This is a genomic window from Sporomusa sphaeroides DSM 2875 (genome assembly GCF_001941975.2).
GTDB lineage: Bacteria > Bacillota > Negativicutes > Sporomusales > Sporomusaceae > Sporomusa > Sporomusa sphaeroides.
Map to the genome: position 1 here is coordinate 36,633 of NZ_CP146992.1, position 22,455 is coordinate 59,087.

The following is a 22,455-nucleotide window of genomic DNA, read 5'->3' on the forward strand; positions in this document are numbered from 1 at the left end:
TCAGATATTCTTTAAAATTTTTAATGCGAGGAAAAAAACTCAAACTACTTGTTGACAATTACAAAGAGAAAAATTATTTCCCTTTGTCTAAAATAATGCGAGTGCATTACATTTAAAAAGGTAAGATACTTCTACGGAAGATATGCTACCTTTGCAGATATCCGGACTTATCTTTAAAGGTTAGCCAATTTTGATAAAGGTTGATATATATATCTTTGGCCGACACAGCTGCCGCGGTTATTTTATGATAAATATGATTTAAGCAGCGTTATTATTTTCAACATACTTAGCTTTTCGTTTTATTTTTACAACGTCTCTGCCAACACGCAATTCCGCTTGATTAAATAATCTATCTACCATATAATAGCCATTTCTGACTCTGTAGTTTACAATAGCAACCTTACCACGCGAATCTTTAACCACAAGAATGGGCGCTTCACTTGTTGCCATCGAAGCAGGCATTTTTATAAAAGTCTGAGCACCATCATCAAAGACGGTAGTAGGATTCCAATCATATTTTCGGCCGCTGATTTTATAATCGAAATTGAGTTTTTCCGGTGCCATTACTTTTGTCGGGATACTATTTGCAGCCAATTGTTGTTGCCTTTGTTCGGCCCGAAAGAATGTTGCTTGTTGTTCTGCTGGATATGTCCAAGTTACAATGGGATTATGCCAGCTGGTAGCGACTACATGTAATTGATAGCTGTGCTTATCAGTAAGGATAATAATGTTAGTTTCCGCACCTGGTTGATTAGGCTTGATATAGACATGCCAAGTTTTATTAATTCCACTTCCAGACTGCGCATAGGACACTTGCCATCTTAGAGTATCTCCACCAGATATGTGCTGGATTTCTTCTCCCGGCTGCAGCTGAATATCTGTTAAAAAGTCAATTCTGGTGTAAATTTTATATAGAGCTGCCGGCGAATAGAGAAAGGTTACATCGGCTTCACGACTTATTGCTTCTTTTGCATCTTGCGTATTATCGGCAATATATTGATGAATTGTTTTTTTTGCATAATCCGGATCATCCAAAGAAATAACTTTGGATCTCGGACGCAAATCTTCAATAGCCTCAAGAAAAGCTTGCTGCTGCTCTTGCTGTCGGAGAATTTCTAACTGTTTTTGCTCCGTATCTTGCTTTTTAAAGTTATCAATTAAGGTTAAAAAATGCTCTTGTTGTTGTTTTTGCTGTTCTACATTCTGCTTTTTTAAATCCTCGATAATAGTAAGCCATTTCTGATTTTCTTCATCTTTTTGCTTTTTCTGTAAGGCACTCATTTCAGCAATAATTTGCTGACGCAATTTTTCCTTTAAAGCCTCTTCGTCTGCTTTCTTTTTTGCAAGTATTTCCTGCTCTTTTTGTTTAGCCTCTATTGAAGCTAAAAGAGCATCATCCTGCTGCCGCCTTTGTCTAATTTGCTCTTTGATTGCATCTAATTCGGAAGGTTGAGACAGATTTACAATTTTAACAGGATTATTTGTCTGGACTGCAGTATCGCTAACGGGCTGAGTGTGAGTGTCTTCTATAACTTGCATAGACTTCCACATAAGCATAGGCTGAATATCATTTTCTGCTTCTGCATGTACCTTGGCAGGAGTAAATAATACAGTAATAAAAAAGACTAAAGTCAATAATATAAACCTCTTTTTAGCATAAGAAACCCAGTACATAGTAAGTCCTCCTTATTTGGGTTTAATCATATTTCTGATGGTTTGCCCCGAGATTTTAGCACCAGACATACCTTTAGAAGCCATTCCTCTAACTGCTCCATATCCTCTATGTCCCAGATAAGCAGCTCCCATTGCTGTTCCTGTAGCTGTAGAAGCACTTAAGCTTGGTCGCCCATTCATCATACTGCCTAGAAAGTTTGGTCCGACCCAACTTAATAATGCAACCCCTCCAGCTCCAGACAATAAGCGCAGGCAATCTAATTGTGTCGGTGGACTACCTGGTATTGACCAACCTTCTATCAGCGGGATAGAGACTGACATAATAGCAGCTAAAAGCATAATTTTAGAACCAATACCAATAACTGAGCCTATAGCACCTTCGGCCATAAAAGCAGTTTTACTAAATACGCCAAAAGGTAGATAAATAGGTATTAACATCATGACTAAATGACATTCAAGCAAAGCTAGGAATACTTGAAACGCTATTATATAAAAAGCCAAGCATATTAAGAGGGAAACTGACCAGTAAAAAAGATTTGGAAATAACTTAGCAACAGTCAATTCACCGGTAGTTGCTGCCCAAATCAAATTTATCAAGCTTGATCCGTCACCTGCAGTTTGGGCATCCACAAAAGCATAAACTTTATCCATAAGATGGAAACCAATTTCGCATATATAACTTGGATTAAAAATGTCTGAGCTACCACCGCCACCAGCAGAGCCAGCCTGTGTGCCAACATAGATAAACCCTTCAATGATCTCACCTTTAAGCCAAATATAATTTTTCAAGAAAAATAAATATGTACCATATTTTAAACATTCCCGAATTAGGAGTGAAATGTGATCTTCATCTTTCAAGTTCAATCCGTGACTAATTATCAAATCAATAATGAGTAAAAATCCTAGCAGACCAGTTCCCATCGTAACTACAACTGCCGTTCCTGCGTCAAAGCTATTAACAAAAGACTTTAAAAGACTCGTAAGTAAACCTTCCAAATTATCACCTCATTTTCAGAAGCACATACTAAATATTGATAATAAAAAAATATAAGCAGACACTTCAACATATCGATCATATTTTTTATCGCGCATTTTACAAAACAACAAGGCAGCTAATGGTAAAAAAACAAATAGTATAGAGGTAATAATTAAATTGTTTTCAAGAGAAATAAACGATGTTATGAAAACAACCAAAATAATTGTCATAATACCTGAAAGATAAGGTTTAAATTTAATCTTTTCACCGTTCTTTCTTTTAAAAAGAACGGTGAAATAGACAATTGCAAGTATGGTAAGATAAACATGTGGCCAGGACACTATTCAATGTCCTCCTCATAAGAAGCGGAGGAATTATTGGAACCATATTTGTAACCCTGGCCTTTGACAGCCTCCGGATTAGGTTTGCCATGAGAATTTAAGGCAAAAGACATAACTCTTTGGTCATCTTGATTTTTTTGTTTAAGATAAAGCAACTGGGCTTGGTTACTGGTAGACAGCATCTGTTGAAGTCTAGCCATTTGTTGCGCCTGTAACAGCAAAATCATATTCGCGGCCTGCTGAACCTGCAGCGAGCCTTGCGCACTTTGCGTAGCGCTAAGAAGCTGATTCATTGTATCTTGATCATTGCTTATCTCTGAAACAAAGCCTTGTGCCATCAAAGCCCGTTTCTGAGCTTCATTTGTTGCATCTAAAACCTTTTGAATATCATCGATATAATCTTGCCCGGTAACTCCGGACCACTCTTTATAATCTGTAAAAATGCTATCCCATTGAGATTGCATTTCCATATAATCATTCAATAGACCAGCAATCCCCTGCTGAGTCTGTTGAATATCTAATAATTGCTGCTCTAAAGCAGTTTTATTAGATGGATCAAGAGTCATAAGTTGCCTTCGGTTATACTCTAATTGCTGCTCCCATTTATTTAATTCGGTATCAAGTCTTGAAACAACAGTATTATCGATAACTGCCATAGCAGCTTCCGATACAGGGCAATTGATTAATGATAGAACCAGAGCACCAATAACGAACTTTTTCTTAAGCATATGAATAGACCTTCCTTTCGTTATTCTTTATCCAATTTGCAGCATCTGGGAACCCTTTGTGCCGTAGCCATATATCATTAAAAGCTTTCTTCCCATGTTGAGCCAAAATTTCTCTAATAACTCTCTGATCTTCTGTCGAACTTGCACCACAATAGGCTGCTGCAAAGGGCCGTAATGCCAATTGGAACATGCGCGAATTTTTATCAGATTTATAAAAATAGTCGCGTTTCCCTTTGGCTTTAGCAATGTTTAGGATTTCACGCTTATTCAATCCCAGACTTTCATAACAAGCAAATTCAGCAGGATCAAGGGCGTTTGGATTAGGTAAAAATATTTTTGATAAGCAATTGCTTGTGATCGCTGGTGCGATTGAACAAGTTTTTACGTCAGTAACAGCTTGCGTGAAAAAATGGATACTGCCATTTTTTTTCCGAAATGTTCTAAGCCAGTCTTCAATCGTATTGGCAAAAAGCTGATAAGCTAAAAACGTCCATACTTCATCCAGGTAAATGAATGTGGGAGGACCGGTAAGCCGTTCCTCAATTTTATAAAATAGATACCGTAAAGCCGGAGCAGTTGGAGTTTGTAATTTCATCAGTTGACCCATTTCAAACGTTTGCCAACGGGAATACTTCAACATATCTTTATCTGAGTTGAACATTCGTGCAAATGGTCCATTATCGATATAAGGAGCCAAGGCTTTACTAATTTCAGGTGCATGGGGTTGCGCAAATCTGGCTAAACCAGAGAGCCGTCTTTCACTGACCGGATGTTCGGCTAGATATTCCAAGCCTTTATTAAGAACTTCCTTAATGTGCGGATCATCCTTAATTCCTTCGCTTCGTAAAATATCTAGCGTCCATTCATACGCCCAGGTGCGAGAATTTTTCTTATGAATATCAACAAGCGGTTGGAAAGCTAACGCATCGGGCGATTCATCGCCTAAATCATAAAAGTCACCGCCAACACCGGCAGTGATAGCCCGGCTGCTGCCATACTTATCAAAAATATAAACTTGCGCATCTGGATATCTTAATGACTGTACCGCCATAAGTGATAATAAAACGGATTTGCCCATACCGGTAGGGCCAATCGTCATACTATGGCCTACATCACCAATAAAAGGATCAAAGCGGAAATGAGTAAAGCCATTACTCTCGCAATGCATTAAAACCGGCGCTTTAAAATATTCATTTCTTTCCGGTCCGGACCACATTGCCGATAAGGGAAAACAATGAGCTAAGTTTAAAGAACTTAGTAAGGGCCGTCTGACATTAGCTCTACAAAAACCCGGCAAACTGCTAAACCAAGCGTCAACAGCGTTTGTAGTCTCAAGAATAGTACAAAAACCAAGACCATTTATCACTTGTTCAACTTCCAGGACTTTGTTTTCTAACTCGTCCTTATCATAATCCCAAACGGTTACAGTAATAGTGCAATACCCATAACTTACGGTATCTTCGGCAACATCTTGCATTGCACCGTCAGCATCTTCAGCTTTATTAATAGCATCATTATCGACCAGAGCACTTTCCTCACCAGACAACGAACTAATCGCATACTGCATGGCACTAATACGCTTCGAGAACCATTTCCGACGATAAGTGCTAATTTCTTTAACGGCGTCTACCTTGTCAAGTGGTATAAATCTTGTTACCCATCGGTATTCAATATTCAAGCGGTTAAGCTTATCAAGTATACCGGGGACACTTTCTCCAGGAAAACCCAAAATGGTTAGCGTGCGTAAATGTTGACCATTTAGGACAGGTTTATAACCACTCAACAGCCATGAGTCTCCTAATATACCATCAAGATACATTGGGATTTTGGGCATTTGCACCGGATGATTTTTTAGTGACACGCAGCTGTGCAAATAAGTTAACGTTTCTTCATGATCAAGTGGACGTGCCTCCGGCATAACGTCCTTGAATAATTTCACAATGCGTTCAACTTCAACATCAAAGGTTTTTCGGTGTTTTTCATAAGCAATCATTTCTTTCCGTTCATCACGCTTTGTAAACCATTCTTCAATGCGGTTGATCCGATCACTTGGTGGTAAATAGACTAACGTAAAATAGTAACGACTTTCATAATGGTTGCCTGCCTGAAAGAAGTCTTTTCGTTCAGCGTCAATCAAAAAACTTACCGGATCAGGAAAAGAGGACTCTAAGTAGTTTTCGCTTGGCATTCGTCTAGCTTCTACAAAAAAAGCCCACCCTCCGCTTAATCGTTTTAAAACATTATTGACCTCTTCTGCAGTGTTAATCAATTCGTATTCAGTAGCACTGTCTAAGTCTGGACCGCGAAAAACAAATGATTTTTGGAAACTGCCATCTTTGTTAAGAATGGTTGCAGATTTTTTATCAATCATAGCCATCCATGGTAGGAAATGCGCCAATCTGGTTGGTTTTTTAACATATTCACGTATGTCAAGCTTTCCGTATACCATCAAAGCCATGAAAGCAAAAAACATAACAAAAACAGCAAGTAAATATATTTGGGAAATATATCCTGTCACTTATAAACCTCCTTTGAGGCTATGAAGAATAGTATTCTTTTTGCTTAAAATGCCTTCTAAAGCATTCGAAAAACTGCGGATCTTTTTTAGTACGCACATAAGCCACATAATGAATCAATAAGTTAATAACCACCAGATAAACGGCTCTTAAACCGAGTGCAAAGACTGCTGCCAGAGTTACATTGAGTATTGCAATCTCACGCGGTACACCGGCATAGAGAATTTGTTCTGTCAGAGATTTTCGAATCGGTATTGAAAAACCTTGTGGCTTTTCCATATTGCTGCTCCTTTCTACACAATGGATGATGTAATATAGTTTTTGCCGTCAAAACCGTGAACCTTGATAATTTCAGGAATCCTCCGGCCTCCTTTATACTCTTCTATATAAATGATTGTTTTGACAGTACTTGCAATAGCATATTGCTGGGGAGATACACTTGCCCTGCTGATAAGACGTTCCAAGCGGGTTAATGCTTCCAGTGCCGGTGCTTGAGAGTGAATTGTACATAAACCGCCACTATGACCGGTACCCCAGGCATCAATCAAGGTCAGTGCCTCAATGCCTCTGACTTCACCTAAGACAATTCGTTTAGGGTAGTAACGCAGCATTTTTTTTAGCAACATATCATAGCTATTAAAATCATTAGCCCTAAATTCGAACTTGTTTTCTGCATTACATTGCAATTCATTCGTATCTTGGATAATCCCGATTCGATCACCAGTTTTTGCGATTTCCGCTAAGATGGCATTTCCAAAAGTGGTTTTACCGGAACCGGTATCACCGGCAATTAAAAAATTGTCTTTCTCATAAACCCCTCTAATAATCTCCTGCTTTTGTTTAGGCGAAAGTATATTCATCGCAATATAATCGTCAAGAGTAAAAACAAACCGGGAATGTTTGCGAATAGCAAAAGTCGGATTGTCAGTAGCATCCCCCATCGTACCTTCGAATCGGTGTTTATATCCTGGAATTTCAGCCGTAACACCCGCATTTTCTCTAGTAATTACAGAGTTAACAGAGCTTGCTACCAACGTGATAATTCGTTCTGCTGTCACCGGCTGAATGGTAAATCCCGCATATTCCCAATCCATACCTAACCTTTTGATCCACAAACGACTGTCGTTATTCAAAACAATGTCAGTCGTTTTCTCATCATCAAAGAGTAATTTAACTTCAGGACCAATTGCGCTTAAAAAGAGTTGTAACGTTTCGTCAGTTTTGTTTACTTGCATATAGTTCTCCTCTAATCACAATAAGGCTTAAGAATAAAATCTTTATTGACAATGATACTGAATTTTTCACCTGGATCAATGGTAATGGTGGGTTGCATATCCAGAGCTTTTTGCATTAGACGATCACCGGCATTTGCTATTCCGGCAGCTGCATTACCAATAGCAACGTCCCCAAAGGATATTACATTTGTGTTATATCGTTTTGTGACAGCGCCAAGTATTGAAGTTACCAGTACCGCGGTGGTGATTCTACCTTCATGATTGTCGGTATGTCCGGATAAACCGCTATAACCTGCTTGATCATACCCTCCCATTCCTTCTAAATTTAGCGAATCTCCATTAGGAAGTGTTAATCGATCCCAAACTATGAGTATACGATTCTCTCCATACGCGACCTTACTATCATAGCGACCGATAATTTTAGTACCCTGTGGAATAAGAAGATATTGTCCACTTATGCTGTCAAAAACGTTTTCACGCACTTGTCCGATTATTTCTCCTGGTAGATCCGACTTAATGCCGCTTACCATGATCCCAGAGATAATAGTGCCCGCCTTAATCTCAAAGTTTGAAATCATTGGCTGCATGCGCTGTATAGAGTAAAAACTTCCATCAACTTGACTATTAAAAAAAGCTCTTTTTTCATCCTGGGCATTTTGACTATACTGTGAAGCTGCAGCTGACGAAGTTGCAACAGGTGATGAAACAGAATCTGCACCACCAGTAAGCATCGACTGCCTCAAATCACCAGTTTCGGGCCGTTTAAAATTAAAACTAATAGGACTTTTATTTTCTCTTGCTGCCGGCGCGGTTCCAGGTCTGTTTGGTACTTCAATCGTCTTTCTTGATGCATTCCCCGATGAAAACGCATTTTGATTAGGGATAGGCTTTATTTCAACCACATCTTTTTCTTGTGTTGGCTGTTGCTGTTGCCGGGAATTATATGACTTTGGCTTCTCATTCAGTTCATCTGGAATTCGCGCTCCTGTTCTTACCGTTTGGCTCGAGGAAGTGTTTAAACTATTCTTCTTAGTGGGAGTAGTTGCAAAGCTTAAGCCAATAACAATAAAAATAGTTAACAGAATTACAACTAAAATCCCAACCTTACGATTAAACCTAACTCCCTTTGGCGGCGGCGCTTCAGTCTGCAGCTCTTTATGATTTTCCGCCTGGTCAGCCTTGATAACAGATGGTGGCGACGTAGCATTGTCTTTAGGTTTAGGTTTAGGTTTAGGCTTAGGTAAGGGTTTAGATTTAGGAATATCTTCTGCAAGTTCATTACCATTTGCCTCATGATTAATAGCAACGTTTGCCGATTCTTCCTTCTCTGTTTCAGCAGCTTCAACAACTGGATTTGAGGCTGATCCTGGTTTGTTAATTTTTTCAAGAAACTCCAACGACATGCTAACACCCCTTACTGCTCACGCCGCCAACTAAAATCCTTAATAGAAATTCCATAAGGATTTCCTTTGACTTCTGATAACGTCTTGCCTGGTATAATATCAACAGTAAATAATGCTGTCATATTATAGGAATCTTTAAGTCGACCATCTATTCCAAAAACTTGCTCTCTCCAGCGTACTTGATAAGTATTTTCAGTAACAGGCGCAACTACTTTGATATTAACTGAGCATAATTCTTTTCCCCATCGGTCAAAAGTTTTATCATTTGTGGTATAAACATCCATGCGGTTAGCGGCACTATCCTGAAGATATGTATAAACTTTCTCCCATTTCTTCCTGTTCTCTACATCATCCCGAGTAATACTGCGAGTCTTGTCTACAAACTCTTCCAAGAAATGCTCAATTTGCCGCTGAGTAGGTGTGCGATTTTTTTCAATATCCATAAGCTCAACCCTACCGGAACTATCTTTCTCAAAAAAAACAGGAACAACTTTAATTTTTGTAGTTTCATATGCGAAAGCGCCTGTTACTACTAAATTTAGAAAAAACAGACCGAATGCCATTAAGCGCCAGTTAAATGCAGCCTTTCTGAAAGTTCCCATAACACCAAAATACATAGATTCCGCTTGTTCAAAAGGATTAAGCGGAAGCTTATCCGGTGAGTAGCCATCATGGTTAGGTGGTGCTAAATGTTCTTTTGTACTCCCCATGTGTAGGCCCCCTCATTCTATACTTCGAATATATCCAAAAAGGATACGGCAAGTAGAATTAATGCACCACCCATTACTACACCCATAAGATATCGAATCCAGCTTCCACCTTCGCTAAACGCAATGGCGCAACCAGCACTTACAATTGCAAGTATTAATAATCCTCTTGCTATGGGACCAGATAGACTATTTACAACCATTTGAAAGGGTTTTTCCCATGGTACTGCAGCTGCATGACAAACAGCAGGAAAAAGTAAAACAGTAAGTGCAATAAGGCAACCAGTAAGTAAGTCACGGCGTCTAAAACCTGTGATTTGACTAATAATAGCTATAATTTGCATAATTAACTCCTTTCTTCTATGGTTTCCGGCTCATACAGATAGGAAATAGGAACCTTAAACTCTTTTGCAATTCGCTCAAGCGTTGAATATGATCCATTACTTTTGTTAGTTTCAATTTTTCCTATTGTCGTGGGTGATCGGCAAATTTTTACTCCAAGTTCTTGTTGCGTTAAATTGTTATCGAGTCTCAATTTTCTTATTTTGCGACCAAGAATGTTTTCAATATCGCGACTATGCATTAAATTCATCACCTCCTGTGAATTTAATTCTACTGAATTAGATTCAACATGTCAATATAGATTAGATTCATAGTTTATTTTTCTTTTAAAAGGCTATATAATGAGGATTAGAATTAAAATCAATACTCATTTAGAATTTAATGCTAATGTGGTGGTGTACAATGAACTACGGACAACAATTACGCAAAATCTTAAAAATTAAAAATCGGACTCCAAACTCTCTTGCAACTAAAATACAATGTGCTCCTTCAACGATATATAAAATATTAGGTGAAAATTCAAAACCTTCGTTAGATTTATTAGAAAAAATATGTGCCGAATTAAAAATTACCATGGCTGAATTTTTTACTATTGAGCAAAATGAGGAAGATATTTTAATTCAAGAGGATTCAGAGGATTTACCAGAAGAAGCTAAACAAGCTCTCCAGGAATTTGAAGAATTTCTCAGACTAAAATTTAAAAAGTAAGCAAAAGCTTAAGTGATATCCTGCATAACAAAAAATAAAAAAGCGTATGACCAAAGTCATACGCTTTTTTATTTCGCTCTAATGATTCTGAGTATAGTTAAAAGCTGCTCTAATTCTTCCAATGTAATATTATGCTGACTCATAAATTCCCAAATGGCCTTAATTGTAGTAACAGCTTCATCATCAGTTTTAAGACTACTTCTTTCCATTGCCGAACAAGGAATATGACCAGCAGCCATCATGAATTGTTCATAAGTAATATCGTTACGTGCATGATTAGAAATTTTGCGGATAATTTCAGGACTCGGTGGATCAGGCAATAGCTGGCGTAACAATCGTGAAATATATGAAGGGCTAACCATGGTTTGCCTGCCGTATTCGTTGATCGTTCGGATATCCATACTTTTTTTTAATAAAGTAGCAAAAAGCGCTTTATCAAATACTCCAAGCATGTTGTGGCAACACCTTCCCTCATGCTTTTGTCGTAATTTGTCATGAAATGCTTGTCTTGAAAATGTTGACATTAATTAATAATTAATTTAGTATTGAAACATATCAACGGAAAAACGACTTTCGTTGATATACTTCAACAATTTTATGAAGGAGTGAGTAGATATTTAAGATATTACCATACCGGTATTAGCAGATTATTGCTTTTTAAGTCGAATATTTAAATAATTTGCCAGTGCTTCTCTTTCTGTATGACTTAACTTGCCAGCAAGCGATACCAGCTGTACTAATATCGGATCGGAAGGAAGCATTTCAGGCGAAAAAAATTCTGCAACGGTTATTTCTAAGGCATTACAAATACGTTGCAGATAATCCAAATCAATTGGCTGCAAATTATTTTCAAGTCGACTAATGACCGGCTGACTTATATTGGTCATTACCGCTAATCTCTTTGTCGTAAGATTTTTCAATTTCCTTAATTCTCGTAATCGTGCTCCATAATCCAAATCTAATCACCCAATTATTCAGAAATAGAATAGAATTTAAAGTTATATCAACCTTTATATTAACTTTTAAATTAACATAAGCCAATATAGTATTCTAACACAGAATATTTAGTTGATAATTACCGATATTTATTCTGTTAAAGAATAGAATTTTATTCTATAGCCGAATATCAGGATTAAATTACCAGTGTTAACATTTTTTCTCTAGCTAATTTTAACATCTATACATAATTCAGCCAACTTTAATTTGAGATAGAGTAATTGACGTACTAATATTCGCCCTTATTCGCATTATAAAACGAAAAGAGTGATAAGTATGAACGATTTAATCGACATTGCTGTTGATCATGGACTTACTATCATATATCATAAGTTTAAAGATCCCAGCATTAAAGGTATTTACTATCCATTGTCAAATAACATTCCACCAGTCATTGGTTTAGATGAATCGCTAAAAGACAATGCATTTCTGGCTAGAAGCATTATTGTCAAAGCGTTAAAATATCATCTTGTGCCTAAAAATGACATAAAAAAAGCGTGTGTATTTTCTACAAATTCACACCCACTTTTGTTAGCTACATGCCATTTATAACAATTTTCAACCAAAAAGAAGGAAATTAATTCTAAATGTCAAACATAATAATTTGATTACAATTCCACATAATAAAACCCCGTAAGTGCTACCAACACTCACAGGGCGTCTACTGACTGTCCAGAAGCCAGTAGATTTTTGAAAGAGTTCTATATTCATTATAGCTTATTTTCCTGTATTTTTCAAGGATTTTAAGGACTTTTTCAGGAAATTGTTGTGCCTTTAACACACAGGGACAGTCAGTATTTCTTACTGATTTGTCCCTATTTTTGTTTAAAGGAGAGAGTTCGATGAAAACGAATAATTACTTAGACGTAGCTCTTGATGTCCAGGAAGACCTGCGTAAAGGCTTCATGGCCCGCAGTTGGGTACAAGCTACAATGCCCCATTCAAGGCCAAAAGAGCTTACTTTTATTCGCAAAAACGGCGAATATACGATGATGATGACCGGACATCCTGATTGCGGCCTGCCTTACGGATCTATCCCCCGCCTGCTCATGTCCTGGCTTACTACGGAAGCCGTAAAAACAAAATCACCTACAGTAGAGTTAGGAAAGAGTTTGCGAAGCTTTATGACCGCCTTGGACATGAAAGCTTCCGGCGGTAAAACTGGTTCAATTACAATGCTAAAAGACCAAATGAAGCGACTCTTTACCTGTCATGTGTCTCTAACTAGAAATGCTAAGACCAATTTCCAGACGCAAAACATAACGCCGATAAAATCGGCCAATTTATGGTGGAATCCAAGTGATCCGGAGCAACTATCCCTATTTAATTCAACGGTTACACTCTCCCAGGATTTCTTCGCAGAAATCATTGACCGGCCAGTTGTATTTAGATTAAAAACGTTACAGTTACTAAAAAGCTCATCCCTGGCTGTAGACCTATATATTTGGATTACATACCGCAATAGCTACACACAATCGCGCTCTTACATACCATGGGAAATGCTGCAGCTCCAATTCGGCGCAAACTATCCGGAAACAACGCGAGGCAAACTTGATTTCAAGCGGAATTTCCTGGCAACACTTAAAAAAGTTGCAATAGCTTATCCAGAAGCCAAAAAGCTGGAATGGAATAGCAAACAACTAATCTTCATTCCTGGATACCCAGACGTTCCAAAACTTATTTCAATACCAAAGCCGTGAATATAGTTCACGGCTTTTTTGCGCATAAATGCTCTCACTTTATTTTTTTGCGCATAATTACTCTCACTTTATTTTAGTACGCATAAATGCTCTCATCTTAATTAAGATACGCATAAATACTCTCAACCTGATTTACAGCTATTTTTTAATCTATCTGTGGTTAAACCTTGTGGATAAAAAAGTTATCCACGCATAAATGCTCTCATGCCTACGCATAAATGCTCTCATGCCTACGCATAAACGCTCTCACACTTACGCATAAATGCTCTCACTTTTACGCATAAATGCTCTCACGATAGTACCGCAAAGCCTTGTCACATATGGGCTGACAGGCATCCCCCTGTATACCCCGTAACCCCTATATTGATATACCAATATCTTACCTGTAGTAGAGCGGATTAATTTGTGGATAAGCTTTGATAATATCAAATAACATTAACATTACTAAAGTATACCTACTACTTATAACGAAACATGCCCTTATTTAACGTTATTAGCCTCAACACTAAACAAACCGACAGACCTTAATGGAATACACTGCATTATAATTTAAACCATACTATCTGCCTTGTATATTTTATATTCAGTAGATTAACCTAACCATGACTTAAAGAGAAATTACCATTTTTATAATAATTAATACTGGTTGATGGGGCGCAGATACCAAACCATCCATTATGACAAATCTTCATCAAGCCCCATGATTAAATGCTTTTAAAAAACTCCACTTACTACAACGTGAAATACTTTTAATTATTATCTTGCTATTTTACCATGAATAAATTATTTCCCTTGTCTGGTAAAACAAATCATAGTCCTTTATATAAATCTATACTGACATATTTGTTTTCCAAACTTTAAATGAGTATTGCCAGAACCTATATTTTACAATATTTTGCTGAATATACGATTGCGATATTCAGCTTTATTATTTATCATGTTCAAATCATTTTAACTGCTACTATCCTGGTATACACGCGATACTAATTGCAACTACAAAAAGAATGCATAATAACAACATTATCATTTATATAAGCAAACATAACTAAGACTATTATTTCTCATATTTATAATTGCGGTAAATCTATATTATAATTTACTCTCATTTTCTATTAACGATTAACTACTTTCTTAACTATAGAATGCCCTATTTACTTTCTCATTAAACATAATTAATTAACCTTAAATATAGTCATTGATACCTTTTATACATAGAGTAAAACCCTTTGTTATTGATTTGTTAACTATTTGGTGTCAATATATGCCGATAACAAACAGTTAACAAAGAAAATTCCAGATGTATTATAGGTATTTTATTTTTTCGCAAAACCCTGAAAAAGCAGCAAATTCAAGGGTTAGGAAGCCCGCGCCGCCGCCGCCATTCTCCTCGCTATCGCTCGTCGTGCCAAAACCTCAGACCCCTCCCTCTCAACGTACTATCGTACTTATGATAGGAAGGGGTCTGATCTTCTGGCACCATGTCGGCGGCGGCGCGGGGGAGACGAAAACAAAGTGAGAGTGAAAAACATGGGGTATTGTGGGGGTACGGGGGTACGGGGCTACGTCACATTTTGATACCTTCTTTTATGGGGAAGGTATCAAAATGTGGGTTACGTCCATTTTTATTGTTTCTTTTATGGGGAAACAATAAAAATGGGGAACGGGGGTTACGGGGTTACGTCACTTTGAGATACCTTCTTTTATGGGGAAGGTATCTCAAAGTGGGCTACGTCATTTTGAGTATTTCTTTTACGGGGAAATACTCAAAATGGGAACGGGGGCTACGGGGTTACGTTGCTATTAAGTATTTTTCCCCTAAAACACTTAATAGCAAACACTAAAACCGCAAGATACAAATTCATACTTGCATTCGCAAGATTTCATTTTTATTTTGCTTCAGCCAAAACAAAAGACACCAATTCTTTGGTGCCTTTTATTTTTTACTTCATTACCTCTTTTAAAATTTGCTTAAATCAATTATGATGTTATTGAATGACATTCACAATTAATATTGAATTTAATTACACAATTAACTTCAGCATACTGTACTAAGGAGGCACAGATTTATGGTTGCAGAGCGAAAAAAACGAAAAAGCGGTTATATGATGCTACAGGAACGTGACTTGAAAATGATTACTTTTGTCGCGAAGTTTGGCTATTGTAATGAAGATCATTTGCGCTGGCTCATCGGCTTAACCCAGGAGAAGGACAAAAATAATTTTAACTTACTGGTCAACAGATTAGAGCGACATGGTTATCTTGAAAAAATAAAGCTGATTGCCAAGCAACCTGCTTTCATATTGTTAGGCAAAGTTGCCAGTGAACTTTTAGCTATACCTAAACCTAAAGGTTTAGTTTTACATACGCTAAAACATGATATGTTGGCGATAGATTTATATATCGGCATGACCACAAAATATCCAAATTATGAGATTAAAACTGAGCGCGAAATACGGATTGTTGAAGGGTTAAGTTTGAACCATCGGCAGCAGGTTCCGGATTTATTGGTTAATAAATCTATCGCAGTAGAAATTGAATTGACAGCTAAGTCAAATGACAGGTTGCAGCAAATTGTAAATAGTTATTTGGTAAAAGATAATTATTCTCATGTGTTATATTATGTTCGGAGTAAGTCACTGGGATATAAGATTTACAATTACTCTGGCCGCAGCCCTAAGTTTCAGGTTTTCTATTTTGATGAAGACATAGTTTCGGCTACAGAGTTACCGATGGACGAAGCTATTGCTTCGCAATTTCTTTCAGATTCTAACGATGAATAAGATGCTTGGCGGTGAAAATAGATGTTAGCTGAAAATTCTTCAAAATTATCATTTTTTGACTTTTTGGCATTTCGGCCCATGCGGGCCTTATGCCTCTTTCTCAGCTTTTGTTTAATTATTTATGATTTTCCGCGATATGTATTTGCTGTTCTCTTTGGTTTCCTGGTATTTAAAATTATATATTTTCGCCGGGCGACAATTTATCAATTGGGTTTGTGCCGTATTTACCTGCTTGGTGGAATTTTTCTCTTGCCCTTTCTGCTGATTGCACTGTTGCCAGTTGAATTGACGACAATACAATTTCCTTCAGATGTTAACTGGAAGCAATATATTATCAATGATGATTATTTTAAGGATGTAAATTTGTGGATTTGGGATAATTTAGACGGCTTATTTTCGGTTAATTTGGGGATATTGCTAAGTATATCCTATGGAGTTTTGATTTATGTTTGCAGTGTGGAGCTAGATCGCAATGTTATTAAGCAGAATGACTTGCAAGGTTTAAAGGTGGATCGCAATAAATTATTTTATTTCGATGTAACTTGGCAAACTTATTTTGACTATTTCATGTTGTTGCTGCTTTTCATCTATAGCATCCCTTTATGCCTTATGTATGGGCTTTACGTGTATTTATTGACGCCGGTTGACAAAGCGGTCCGGACGGTAGCAGAAATAACGTTTTTAGCCATATCGCTACTACTCTCCTTATTCACCTTTCATTTGATTGATTTTCTGGAAATTCCAAGTTTAGTTTTTCAGTATATAATGAATGACGGCTTACTTTCTTTGATACATGCGGAGTTTAGTGAGTTTTTCGAGTTTACGATTTTGCGTGGTACCTTCTTTTTGTGGGTGGTTGCGTTTGGGTTACGGACAGTCTTTAATTGCATTAGCAAAGAAAAGGTGCTGATAGAGCAGGAAACGCATAAGGCAAAGGTTGAAGCGGTCAGTGAAATAAATGGCGTTTATGTTGGGGTAGATATGGAAGAGAATCCAGTAGTTATAGCCGACACCGAATTAAACCAGCATACGCTGATTATGGGCAGTACAGGCTCCGGAAAAACGTCCACGATATACAATATCGTGGACAGTGCATTATCGCGTAGTTTACCGCTTATTTTTCTTGATGGCAAAGGCAGTAAAGATTTGGTTGAGAAAATGGGTTCTTTGTGTAAGAAGTATGATCGTGAGTTTCGTGTATTTTCGCTTGACACTGAAAATATTACAGAGTTGAACGCATATAATCCGTTTAGCAGTGGTAATTTTACGGAATGGAAAAATCGGGTTATGAATTTATTTTCGATGGCATCGGGACGCGGCCAGGAGCACTTTGCGTTGGCAGAGGAATCATTTATTAATTTGGTATGTCAGATCCTATATAAAGATGGGGAGCTAATGGATTTGCGGATTTTATTGTTTTACTTGGAAAACCCCGAGCGCTTGATTAAAAAAGCGATAAAACATGATCGCAATTTAGCCATGAAGTTGCAAAAAGAGCTTGAGAAAGAAGAAAATGAAATGTTGACATCAGATGTTGTTAAACAGCTGGAACTTTTCTTTTATTCGAATTATGGTGATTTGCTGGATACAAAGGGTAAACCTACGATTAACATCAAAAATGTAATCAAAAATGGCGAAGTGGCATTGTTTTTATTCAATGCATCAAGCTATCCTCTTGATACACGAAAAGTTGCGAAAATGGTTATCAACGATATAAATAGCAGTTTTGCTGAGATAGCCAATGAGCAAGGTTTTACGAAAACATATTGCATCTTCGATGAGTTTGCTAGTTATGCGAGTGAGAATTTGAGCGAGTCAATTTCGCTGCATCGCAGTAATGGGATGCATGCGGTTGTAGGCACCCAGTCTTTGAAATCGGTTAGCTTGAAAAGTGAGGAAACGAAGCGGATCGCAGAAGAATTAGTAGCTTGTTGCAATACTTTCATTTGTCAGCCGATTAGCCATTTGGATGATATTGAATTGATGGCGAAAACAATGGGAACGCGAAAGGCTTATGAGGTTACAGCACAGGTGAATACGGTGGAAGGTGGACCAAGTGGTTTAGGAACAGTGAAGTATGTCGATGAGTTTTTAGTTAATCCGCAAGAAATTCGCGATTTAGCAACCGGTGAAGGATTTATTTATCGGAAAGCAATGAATATGAAGCCATACAAGGTTAAGTTTAATTATCTTTTGTAAGGGGGGGATATTGTGTCGGAAGACTTGATTTTTTGGGGGTATCGTTTCTATCAAAATGGCCGATATCACAAAGGTGTTGAGCTTAAGGGTGTTGAGGCTGTTTATGATTTTGTGAAGGAACATAAGGATTCTTTTTATGAGGTGCGTGTTGTTGATCGGTCAGATTTTACAGTGTTACAAACAATTGAAGGGCAAATAGTTTTTCCAATTGCTTTAAATATGGAGTAATTCAAATAAAATGTATAGTACGATACAGGAAAATAAAAGTTTATTCATGTTACATGCAAAGCTTTATCTAAACAATTACATAAAGGTTTATATTTGGGGTAAAAGTTTTTGGGCGTTGCCCTGCGGGGCCGGGCTGTCGTGAATCGAGCCAAACGAAAAGCATGTTTGTCTCGCCCCTGCGGGCTTCCATCCCTAACGCGGGTTCCGTTCCCTATTGGGTGGCTGGATTCGCGTTTTTTCTTCTCTCCCAGGTGAGTAAGGAACGAGGGAACGACGGAAGGAAGGAAAGAGAGAGGAAGGTTTTTTCATGCTGATGATAAGTTTGCGATAGCAGGATTTTGCGCCAGGGTGTTAGTGTATCATACTTGTAAATGCTAACGCATCCTCCACTGCGTTTCGGCCCTCTCGGGTTACAAGCATGATGCGTAGTATTCGGGGCGCAAAATCAACTAAAAAATCTTAGTTTGTGCCAATTCAAACGAGGGGTTAACTCTGCCATTATCATTTGGTACTGTATGAACTATGAATTTAATTCAAAAAAACTGTGAATTTAGTTCAAATTTTCCTTGTCTTTATTGGATTTTTATGCTATAATGAATTATAAGATAAAGATAAACCTTTATATAAAACATTACATAAAGGTTTATCTAAAATTAGGAGGTTTAATATGAATAAGGTTATATTAACGGGTAGGTTAGTTCGAGATCCGGAGGTAAGGTATACTAATTCAGGTAAAGCGGTTGGTACTTTTTCAATAGCTGTCAATCGTCATGTAGGACAAGGCCAGGAAAAAGTTGATTTTATACCTATTGTAGCTTGGGAGAAGCTGGCCGAGACTTCTGGGAATAATCTTTCCCAAGGTCGGCGCATTCTTGTTGAAGGTAGAATGCAAGTTAGGTCTTATGAGGCCCAAGACGGTTCAAAGCGCCGTGTTACCGAAGTGGTTGCCAGTAATATTGAATATTTGGATTACAAAAAGGATAGTGACGATGGAGCGGAAGGGACCAATATTAACTCTTTTGGTCAAGATGTTTTCCCAGAAGAGGATATACCGTTTTAACATAAAGGTTTATATAAACCTTTATATGAAAATTCGTAGGCTGGCCGGGAGCCTTATCCCGGCAATCTACTAAACAAGCGGAGGTAGTAAAGATGAAAATAATAACAGCCAGTGAACTGAAATCCGGTATGCAACTTCCCGAGGCTGACGGCTTCTTGTTCGATGTAATCGAAGTTGCCAGGGAAACCGGCAAAACAATTACAGTTCGGCTAGCAAGTGACTTTTCAAGCTTTAAATCCCATTGGACCACAAACGGAGGCGTATTGAAAACCTTCCGCAAATCCACCAAATTATATTGCGCAGAGTGACGGCCCACCAGGGCCGGTAATGCTGGCAGGCAGACGGTTACAACCACCGATAGCCAGGCAAATTAATACGGAGGCGGTAATAATGACATTAAAAGAGTTTAAAGCCAAACACCCAGGAGGGTACTATTTAAGAGCAGCAGAGGACAAGAGAGCCTTATATGGAGACTGTGATAACCTGATTGTTGTCGATTATCTTTATCAGCCATTAAACGGCATCTACACTGTTTATTTAATCGGGAGCATTTGATAAAATTGCCAACTAACGGCCAATGCAAATAAATAAGCGGTGGGTACTAGCCCACCGCGAGGGAGGATAGAGAAATGGCAAACGGTAGAGCTAAGGTCGGCGGACAGACTGGGGTTAACGGTTATCACTATAAGGGTGGTCAATACCTTCCGAGCACTGATATTCCACCCGGATTACTAACGAAAAACGTTAAGCCCTTAAAGAAAGAACAGGTAGAACCATACAAGTGGGAATTGCAACCATCAGTAACAATGCGTTCAATTTATACGGTTGCCTACAGTGGAATGATTATAAAAAATGGAATTGCAACCATTCACCCCTTATATAACCACGATGAGGATTGGTCGTTTGGATATAACGGCATTCCGAATACTAAAAAAATCACAATTGGCGAATTGATTGATTTGTATAATTCTGGTGAACGATGGATTAACGCAGAATCCCCGGCCTAGCCGGGGTTGTGCGGGAAGGAGCGAATAATAGTGGAACTTTATTTATTAGACGGCGAATGGGTTGACAGAGAAACATTTATCAGAATTTGCGAATGCACCCCAGAGGAAGCCAGACAAATGCAATTAGAATGGGACGCAGAGTGCCAGGGTTAACGCTCTGTAATGCGGCATTCCTGGTCATAAGATTAGGCACTGGAAATAAGGAAGTGAATTTATGAAATGTTTTGTTTGCAAAAACCGTCGTGATAAAACTGTGGAAATGAATAAGATTGAGGATTTTGTAACTGTAAGTTTAACTGGTAAAATCGGTAAAGAAAAAAAGGTTCGACTTGTAAAATACCAGTGTCCGGAATGCGGGGCAAAAAGAGGTGATATGTTACCTGTAGCAGAGTGCCAGGGTTAACACCTAGAAAGGATTTGATAAAATGACTAAAGTTGAATTTGTTTATTTGAAACAAGTTGTTAAATCTCATGAAGCGATACTTGATTTTTATAAGGAAGATGAAAAAACCGATTCCAGGGTGCTTGGTTACTGCCAAGGGATTAGGGCTGTACTAAAGGATATAAAAGATTTACTGGAAGAAATTAACCCCGCCTGATGATGGCTGTATGGGTAGCAGCCGAAACGCTCTTTCGGGAGCGTAGCGGGAACCCAAAAATTGAAGGAGGAATTAAAAAAATGAGCATGAGTTTGCCAGTTAAGGAAGGTTCTACTATAAAACTCAGTGATTGCGATATTTATGATTTATTGCGTATGCAGCAGACAGGAAAAGATTTGTATGATAACAAACTATCCAAAGCTGTTAAGGAAAATGTAAGTGTAAGAGTTGATTTTCTTGGTGATTTTGGTTTTGAACTGGAAAAAATCGCAACTCAATATGGAATCCCTTTTGAATCTAAATATGTGAGTGAATGTATGGAATGTGGTAAAAGGCTGCAGCCCAATTGGTTTTTTTATTGGATGGGTGGAACATTTTGTTCGAAGTGTATGCGCGAAATTGAGCAAGATTTGAATCAGGAATAATACTGGTAAAAGGATTGATATTAATGCAGAATCTATTAAATGAGTTTACTGAAATTGAAAACTATTTAGTTCATGCTCCACATGTGAAGGAGCTTGGGAAAAATCCATATCCTAAAGATACTTATGCTGCATATGCAAAGATTGTTTTAAAATCTGGTGACACGCTAACCACCGAAGTAGATAAAAGAATTGTTGCTGCTATGCAACATGATGGTATTGAAATTCGTCATATTGTTAAAGCGCTTACTTTTAGTCCTAATTTTAAAAACATGTCCGAAAACGAGATTTTAGAGTTTTTTTTACTGATGGTAGTTAGTCCAAAGGTATCTGATCGATATCGAGTTGAAAATTATTTAGCAAAGATTTTTGAGGTTGAGGATTTAAAAGAGCTTAGTTATCCTCAGAGTGTCTATGTGGAATATGCTAAAGATTTGTTGGCAGCTGGTGAGACAATAACGGAAAAATTAGACCGGCAGATTATTCAGCTAATGAATAAAGATATAACTATTCCTTTTTTATTAATTGTGGAGGTAATGGCTGCAAGTCCTAATTACAAACATATGAAAATTTCAGAGGTTCGTAAAAAGGTTGAGGAGGTACTTTATAAAAAGAGAAGGATGTACATTGCGATTGCGCTTGTTCTAATTGGAATTGGTTTACAACCATGGTGGGGGATGATGATTGTAATTCTAGGAATTGTAGTAGGAATATATTCAATTTCTCATTAATTGGCATTTTATGATATTTATTTGTGTTATAATAATAAAGGTTTAGCTAATACATTAGATAAACCTTTATATAAACCTAAATTAGAGTGAAAGGGTGTTTTGT

27 protein-coding genes are annotated in these 22,455 nt (G+C 37.7%); 15 read left to right on the forward strand and 12 right to left on the reverse strand.

What is annotated here, in order from left to right; genetic code table 11:
* Positions 1 to 258: 258 nt before the first annotated feature.
* From trbG to SPSPH_RS23390, 10 genes are all read right to left on the reverse strand, one after another.
* Entirely contained in the window at positions 259 to 1,674 is a 1,416-nt protein-coding gene (gene trbG, locus SPSPH_RS23345; protein WP_075758117.1) for a P-type conjugative transfer protein TrbG, read from the reverse strand.
* A gap of 12 nt (positions 1,675 to 1,686) precedes the next feature.
* The gene (locus tag SPSPH_RS23350; RefSeq protein WP_075758118.1) at positions 1,687 to 2,670 is read right to left on the reverse strand and encodes a type IV secretion system protein; all 984 of its coding nucleotides are present in this window, start codon (positions 2,668 to 2,670) and stop codon (positions 1,687 to 1,689) included.
* Positions 2,671 to 2,990: 320 nt separating this feature from the next.
* Positions 2,991 to 3,719 (reverse strand): hypothetical protein, encoded by a 729-nt coding sequence (locus SPSPH_RS23355; RefSeq protein ID WP_075758120.1) that lies wholly within the window; start codon positions 3,717 to 3,719, stop codon positions 2,991 to 2,993.
* Positions 3,712 to 6,237 (reverse strand): hypothetical protein, encoded by a 2,526-nt coding sequence (locus SPSPH_RS23360; protein WP_083945757.1) that lies wholly within the window; start codon positions 6,235 to 6,237, stop codon positions 3,712 to 3,714. Before SPSPH_RS23360 ends, SPSPH_RS23355 begins: the two co-directional genes overlap by 8 nt.
* A gap of 19 nt (positions 6,238 to 6,256) precedes the next feature.
* On the reverse strand, positions 6,257 to 6,514 hold the full coding sequence (locus tag SPSPH_RS23365) for a VirB3 family type IV secretion system protein (RefSeq protein WP_075758121.1): 258 nt from the start codon (positions 6,512 to 6,514) through the stop codon (positions 6,257 to 6,259).
* A gap of 14 nt (positions 6,515 to 6,528) precedes the next feature.
* Positions 6,529 to 7,470, reverse strand: coding sequence for a P-type conjugative transfer ATPase TrbB (gene trbB / locus SPSPH_RS23370; protein WP_075758122.1), 942 nt, complete (start codon positions 7,468 to 7,470; stop codon positions 6,529 to 6,531).
* A gap of 11 nt (positions 7,471 to 7,481) precedes the next feature.
* Positions 7,482 to 8,873, reverse strand: coding sequence for a TrbI/VirB10 family protein (locus SPSPH_RS23375; protein ID WP_075758123.1), 1,392 nt, complete (start codon positions 8,871 to 8,873; stop codon positions 7,482 to 7,484).
* 11 nt (positions 8,874 to 8,884) lie between these two features.
* Positions 8,885 to 9,583: a VirB8/TrbF family protein gene (locus tag SPSPH_RS23380; protein ID WP_075758124.1), complete on the reverse strand. Its 699-nt coding sequence runs from the start codon at positions 9,581 to 9,583 to the stop codon at positions 8,885 to 8,887.
* A gap of 17 nt (positions 9,584 to 9,600) precedes the next feature.
* Positions 9,601 to 9,924: a TrbC/VirB2 family protein gene (locus SPSPH_RS23385; RefSeq protein ID WP_083945758.1), complete on the reverse strand. Its 324-nt coding sequence runs from the start codon at positions 9,922 to 9,924 to the stop codon at positions 9,601 to 9,603.
* Between the two features lie 2 nt (positions 9,925 to 9,926).
* The gene (locus tag SPSPH_RS23390; RefSeq protein ID WP_075758125.1) at positions 9,927 to 10,163 is read right to left on the reverse strand and encodes a helix-turn-helix domain-containing protein; all 237 of its coding nucleotides are present in this window, start codon (positions 10,161 to 10,163) and stop codon (positions 9,927 to 9,929) included.
* A 161-nt stretch (positions 10,164 to 10,324) separates the two neighbouring features.
* Between SPSPH_RS23390 and SPSPH_RS23395 the strand changes: the two genes are divergently transcribed.
* Positions 10,325 to 10,630: a helix-turn-helix domain-containing protein gene (locus SPSPH_RS23395; RefSeq protein ID WP_075758126.1), complete on the forward strand. Its 306-nt coding sequence runs from the start codon at positions 10,325 to 10,327 to the stop codon at positions 10,628 to 10,630.
* Between the two features lie 68 nt (positions 10,631 to 10,698).
* Here SPSPH_RS23395 and SPSPH_RS23400 read toward each other — a convergent pair whose 3' ends face one another.
* Positions 10,699 to 11,082 (reverse strand): hypothetical protein, encoded by a 384-nt coding sequence (locus SPSPH_RS23400; protein WP_075758127.1) that lies wholly within the window; start codon positions 11,080 to 11,082, stop codon positions 10,699 to 10,701.
* Between the two features lie 195 nt (positions 11,083 to 11,277).
* Positions 11,278 to 11,586 carry a helix-turn-helix domain-containing protein gene (locus SPSPH_RS23405; protein ID WP_075758128.1) on the reverse strand — a complete coding sequence of 103 codons (309 nt, stop codon included), beginning with the start codon at positions 11,584 to 11,586 and terminating at the stop codon, positions 11,278 to 11,280.
* A gap of 316 nt (positions 11,587 to 11,902) precedes the next feature.
* On the opposite strand from SPSPH_RS23405, the gene SPSPH_RS23410 reads away from it, so the two are divergent.
* The 14 genes from SPSPH_RS23410 (at position 11,903) to SPSPH_RS23475 (ending at position 22,352) form a co-directional block, all read left to right on the forward strand.
* Complete coding sequence (locus tag SPSPH_RS23410; RefSeq protein ID WP_075758129.1) at positions 11,903 to 12,178, forward strand: hypothetical protein; 276 nt, start codon at positions 11,903 to 11,905, stop codon at positions 12,176 to 12,178.
* Between the two features lie 290 nt (positions 12,179 to 12,468).
* Positions 12,469 to 13,326, forward strand: coding sequence for a replication protein RepA (locus tag SPSPH_RS23415; RefSeq protein ID WP_075758130.1), 858 nt, complete (start codon positions 12,469 to 12,471; stop codon positions 13,324 to 13,326).
* 2,066 nt (positions 13,327 to 15,392) lie between these two features.
* Positions 15,393 to 16,106 carry a hypothetical protein gene (locus tag SPSPH_RS23420; RefSeq protein ID WP_075758132.1) on the forward strand — a complete coding sequence of 238 codons (714 nt, stop codon included), beginning with the start codon at positions 15,393 to 15,395 and terminating at the stop codon, positions 16,104 to 16,106.
* Between the two features lie 21 nt (positions 16,107 to 16,127).
* Entirely contained in the window at positions 16,128 to 18,305 is a 2,178-nt protein-coding gene (locus SPSPH_RS23425; RefSeq protein WP_075758133.1) for a type IV secretory system conjugative DNA transfer family protein, read from the forward strand.
* 12 nt (positions 18,306 to 18,317) lie between these two features.
* Positions 18,318 to 18,533 (forward strand): hypothetical protein, encoded by a 216-nt coding sequence (locus SPSPH_RS23430; protein WP_075758134.1) that lies wholly within the window; start codon positions 18,318 to 18,320, stop codon positions 18,531 to 18,533.
* A 667-nt stretch (positions 18,534 to 19,200) separates the two neighbouring features.
* Positions 19,201 to 19,593, forward strand: coding sequence for a single-stranded DNA-binding protein (locus SPSPH_RS23435; protein ID WP_075758135.1), 393 nt, complete (start codon positions 19,201 to 19,203; stop codon positions 19,591 to 19,593).
* A gap of 92 nt (positions 19,594 to 19,685) precedes the next feature.
* Positions 19,686 to 19,901, forward strand: coding sequence for a hypothetical protein (locus tag SPSPH_RS23440; protein ID WP_075758136.1), 216 nt, complete (start codon positions 19,686 to 19,688; stop codon positions 19,899 to 19,901).
* Positions 19,902 to 19,983: 82 nt separating this feature from the next.
* A complete protein-coding gene (locus SPSPH_RS23445; RefSeq protein ID WP_158027120.1) occupies positions 19,984 to 20,148 on the forward strand; it encodes a hypothetical protein in 165 nt (54 codons plus the stop codon).
* A gap of 74 nt (positions 20,149 to 20,222) precedes the next feature.
* Entirely contained in the window at positions 20,223 to 20,600 is a 378-nt protein-coding gene (locus SPSPH_RS23450; RefSeq protein WP_075758137.1) for a hypothetical protein, read from the forward strand.
* A gap of 30 nt (positions 20,601 to 20,630) precedes the next feature.
* The gene (locus SPSPH_RS23455) at positions 20,631 to 20,753 is read left to right on the forward strand and encodes a hypothetical protein (RefSeq protein ID WP_269147961.1); all 123 of its coding nucleotides are present in this window, start codon (positions 20,631 to 20,633) and stop codon (positions 20,751 to 20,753) included.
* Between the two features lie 61 nt (positions 20,754 to 20,814).
* The gene (locus SPSPH_RS23460; protein WP_075758138.1) at positions 20,815 to 21,003 is read left to right on the forward strand and encodes a hypothetical protein; all 189 of its coding nucleotides are present in this window, start codon (positions 20,815 to 20,817) and stop codon (positions 21,001 to 21,003) included.
* Between the two features lie 22 nt (positions 21,004 to 21,025).
* On the forward strand, positions 21,026 to 21,199 hold the full coding sequence (locus SPSPH_RS23465) for a hypothetical protein (protein WP_158027121.1): 174 nt from the start codon (positions 21,026 to 21,028) through the stop codon (positions 21,197 to 21,199).
* Between the two features lie 80 nt (positions 21,200 to 21,279).
* Positions 21,280 to 21,624 carry a hypothetical protein gene (locus SPSPH_RS23470; protein ID WP_109298258.1) on the forward strand — a complete coding sequence of 115 codons (345 nt, stop codon included), beginning with the start codon at positions 21,280 to 21,282 and terminating at the stop codon, positions 21,622 to 21,624.
* Positions 21,625 to 21,647: 23 nt separating this feature from the next.
* A complete protein-coding gene (locus SPSPH_RS23475) occupies positions 21,648 to 22,352 on the forward strand; it encodes a hypothetical protein (RefSeq protein WP_075758140.1) in 705 nt (234 codons plus the stop codon).
* Positions 22,353 to 22,455 lie beyond the last annotated feature (103 nt).

Excerpts from the sequence above, each read along its gene's own strand:
- SPSPH_RS23445 (WP_158027120.1), top strand. The coding sequence starts at position 19,984 with ATGACATTAAAAGAGTTTAAAGCCAAACACCCAGGAGGGTACTATTTA.
- SPSPH_RS23470 (WP_109298258.1), top strand. The coding sequence starts at position 21,280 with ATGAGCATGAGTTTGCCAGTTAAGGAAGGTTCTACTATAAAACTCAGT.
- SPSPH_RS23385 (WP_083945758.1), bottom strand. The coding sequence starts at position 9,924 with ATGCAAATTATAGCTATTATTAGTCAAATCACAGGTTTTAGACGCCGT.
- SPSPH_RS23450 (WP_075758137.1), top strand. The coding sequence starts at position 20,223 with ATGGCAAACGGTAGAGCTAAGGTCGGCGGACAGACTGGGGTTAACGGT.
- SPSPH_RS23420 (WP_075758132.1), top strand. The coding sequence starts at position 15,393 with ATGGTTGCAGAGCGAAAAAAACGAAAAAGCGGTTATATGATGCTACAG.
- SPSPH_RS23395 (WP_075758126.1), top strand. The coding sequence starts at position 10,325 with ATGAACTACGGACAACAATTACGCAAAATCTTAAAAATTAAAAATCGG.
- SPSPH_RS23380 (WP_075758124.1), bottom strand. The coding sequence starts at position 9,583 with ATGGGGAGTACAAAAGAACATTTAGCACCACCTAACCATGATGGCTAC.
- SPSPH_RS23390 (WP_075758125.1), bottom strand. The coding sequence starts at position 10,163 with ATGCATAGTCGCGATATTGAAAACATTCTTGGTCGCAAAATAAGAAAA.
- SPSPH_RS23355 (WP_075758120.1), bottom strand. The coding sequence starts at position 3,719 with ATGCTTAAGAAAAAGTTCGTTATTGGTGCTCTGGTTCTATCATTAATC.
- SPSPH_RS23375 (WP_075758123.1), bottom strand. The coding sequence starts at position 8,873 with ATGTCGTTGGAGTTTCTTGAAAAAATTAACAAACCAGGATCAGCCTCA.
- SPSPH_RS23440 (WP_075758136.1), top strand. The coding sequence starts at position 19,686 with ATGAAAATAATAACAGCCAGTGAACTGAAATCCGGTATGCAACTTCCC.
- SPSPH_RS23410 (WP_075758129.1), top strand. The coding sequence starts at position 11,903 with ATGAACGATTTAATCGACATTGCTGTTGATCATGGACTTACTATCATA.
- trbB (WP_075758122.1), bottom strand. The coding sequence starts at position 7,470 with ATGCAAGTAAACAAAACTGACGAAACGTTACAACTCTTTTTAAGCGCA.
- SPSPH_RS23425 (WP_075758133.1), top strand. The coding sequence starts at position 16,128 with ATGTTAGCTGAAAATTCTTCAAAATTATCATTTTTTGACTTTTTGGCA.
- trbG (WP_075758117.1), bottom strand. The coding sequence starts at position 1,674 with ATGTACTGGGTTTCTTATGCTAAAAAGAGGTTTATATTATTGACTTTA.
- SPSPH_RS23460 (WP_075758138.1), top strand. The coding sequence starts at position 20,815 with ATGAAATGTTTTGTTTGCAAAAACCGTCGTGATAAAACTGTGGAAATG.
- SPSPH_RS23365 (WP_075758121.1), bottom strand. The coding sequence starts at position 6,514 with ATGGAAAAGCCACAAGGTTTTTCAATACCGATTCGAAAATCTCTGACA.
- SPSPH_RS23465 (WP_158027121.1), top strand. The coding sequence starts at position 21,026 with ATGACTAAAGTTGAATTTGTTTATTTGAAACAAGTTGTTAAATCTCAT.
- SPSPH_RS23415 (WP_075758130.1), top strand. The coding sequence starts at position 12,469 with ATGAAAACGAATAATTACTTAGACGTAGCTCTTGATGTCCAGGAAGAC.
- SPSPH_RS23435 (WP_075758135.1), top strand. The coding sequence starts at position 19,201 with ATGAATAAGGTTATATTAACGGGTAGGTTAGTTCGAGATCCGGAGGTA.
- SPSPH_RS23475 (WP_075758140.1), top strand. The coding sequence starts at position 21,648 with ATGCAGAATCTATTAAATGAGTTTACTGAAATTGAAAACTATTTAGTT.
- SPSPH_RS23400 (WP_075758127.1), bottom strand. The coding sequence starts at position 11,082 with ATGCTTGGAGTATTTGATAAAGCGCTTTTTGCTACTTTATTAAAAAAA.